Annotated in this window: 1 protein-coding gene and 1 pseudogene; both read left to right on the top strand. The window is 37.3% G+C overall.

Annotated features, from left to right (window positions below; all coding sequences use genetic code 11):
* Window positions 1–135, top strand: a pseudogene (locus ABYK33_RS15535) (3-dehydroquinate dehydratase); the annotation flags it as partial.
* Window positions 136–664: 529 nt separating this feature from the next.
* Window positions 665–1,855: an AAA family ATPase gene (locus ABYK33_RS15540; RefSeq protein ID WP_373034232.1), complete on the top strand. Its 1,191-nt coding sequence runs from the start codon at window positions 665–667 to the stop codon at window positions 1,853–1,855.
* Window positions 1,856–2,138 lie beyond the last annotated feature (283 nt).

Here is a 2,138-nt window from a genome sequence, read left to right on the forward strand (position 1 = left end):
ATATTTGAAATAGGGGGTAAGGACAAGTCGTTTAAACAGATCAAAGATGTTGAAAATAGCTTTATAGCCTCCGATGACATTGAAATAGGATTTGGTAACAAGATCCCGCTCTGGTTATTTGGGTTTTTATACTAAAGGGCATCTTGGATATTGCTACGCTACAGTCTTTAAAAAATAGGGCGGAGCTTATTATTTGAATGGGCGTAGTTTTACCAAGCGAATAAAAGGGTATCATGTAAAGAATATCCAAATCATTAGAAACAGACTTCTACTTTGCACATCCTTACCGCACTTGTTATTTGAATAGGCGATTATATTACTTTGAATAGTTTTGAAGCATGAAATTGCTATAGAGACCTATTTTAGCTTAAATGGTGAAGAGTTTTGAATGATTTTGATGAATTGTAATTGAGGAAATGGTGGAGCATAGCTCTATCGAACCGCTGACCTCGTCGCTGCCAGGGATCAAAGTGGCCCTAAAATATGGCGTTACAAAGATTATTGTGACCACTGACGACAACTATTAGGCACAATATGGGCACACCCAAGTGCTTCGTGTGACAGTAAGTTTTTTAGCTTATTATTTAAAGAATCATAGAATAAATGAATTATTATTGTACTTAAATACAAAAAAATAAGGTATAATTTTGTATAAGGATGCTAAATGATAGAGCAATTGTTAACCCTCTCCAATCAAATAAAATCACAAAAAGTTCCTGAATATAAACGGTTTTTGTACAATGTGATAGATTTCAATGAACGACTTATTGGTTTGATTGGTTCTCGGGGGGTTGGGAAAACCACCATTTTATTGCAGTATTTGAGAGAGGAAGTATTCGATAAAGAGACACTGTACCTTATAGCAGATCATCCGGTAGTGGCACAACAAGGGCTGTTTTCAATAGCGGATGATTTTCAAAAGTTGGGTGGAAAAGTCTTGATCATAGATGAGATCCATAAGATCAAAGCGTTTGAGATTGATCTAAAGCTGATCTATGATAGTTTCTTTGATCTTCAAGTGATCTTTACGGGCTCGAGTGCTGTAGCTATTGATAACGCCAAAGCAGATCTTAGCAGAAGAGCAGTCCTCTATAAGCTGCCTGTTCTCTCGTTTAGAGAATACCTGGAACTTGAAACAGGCGAGGAACTGGTCTCTTATCCGCTAGATGAGATCATTAGTAATCATTCCATGTTGGCAGTCACTATCTTGTCAAAAGTAAAACCACTGGCATATTTTAAAGCGTATTTAAAGAGTGGCGCTTATCCCTATTACAGAGATGGAAAAGAGAGCTATGTACAAAAGCTTCTCTGTGCTTCAATGCAAGTACTTGAAACAGATCTGCCAGCCATCTATGCTATAGAGTATGACAAGATCAATGCTTTGAAGAAGATGATGATCATGCTTTGTCAAAGTGAGCCTTTCGATATCAATATATCAAAGCTATGCGGTGCAGTAGAACTTAACCAGCGAACACTTTATAAATACCTTGGTATATTACAAGCAGCTGGACTGATAAGGATCATTGGTGCAAGATCCAGTGGTGTGAGTATCATATCAAAACCGGAAAAACTTTATCTGGATAATACAAACTTATTCTCAATATTTTGTGATAGTCCGAAAGAGGGGACGACAAGAGAGACTTTTTTTGCTTCAACGATATCCTATAATCATACTATTAATTATCCAAAAAATGGAGATTTTATCGTTAATGACAAATACACATTTGAGGTCGGTGGAGCGGGAAAAAGCAATAAACAGATCAAAAATATAGAGCATAGTTATATTGTCGCAGATGACTTGGAAGTAGGTGCTTTTAACAAGATACCTCTTTGGTTGTTTGGGTTTTTATACTAAAGGGCACCTTGGATATTGCTACGCTAAAATTTAGGGTCTGGTGACAACCCACTACTTAACTCCCCCAATAGGCTAGCGCTATCAATAAAAAAGAAGATCAGCAACACTTCACGCGTTGATGATTTATTGTACCGTAGAGGGTTTTAGAGGTAGTTGTTTGGTGCTTTGGTTACCTGACGGTGGAATGGAGTTGATTGGTTGTTCTGATTTTGGTCTGCCCTCCCACGCAAAAGCGATGGGAACGAGGATACACTATAACATTTGATCATAAAATGAACCTTTA

It is taken from the genome of Sulfurovum sp. (assembly GCF_041562805.1).
Classification (GTDB): domain Bacteria; phylum Campylobacterota; class Campylobacteria; order Campylobacterales; family Sulfurovaceae; genus Sulfurovum.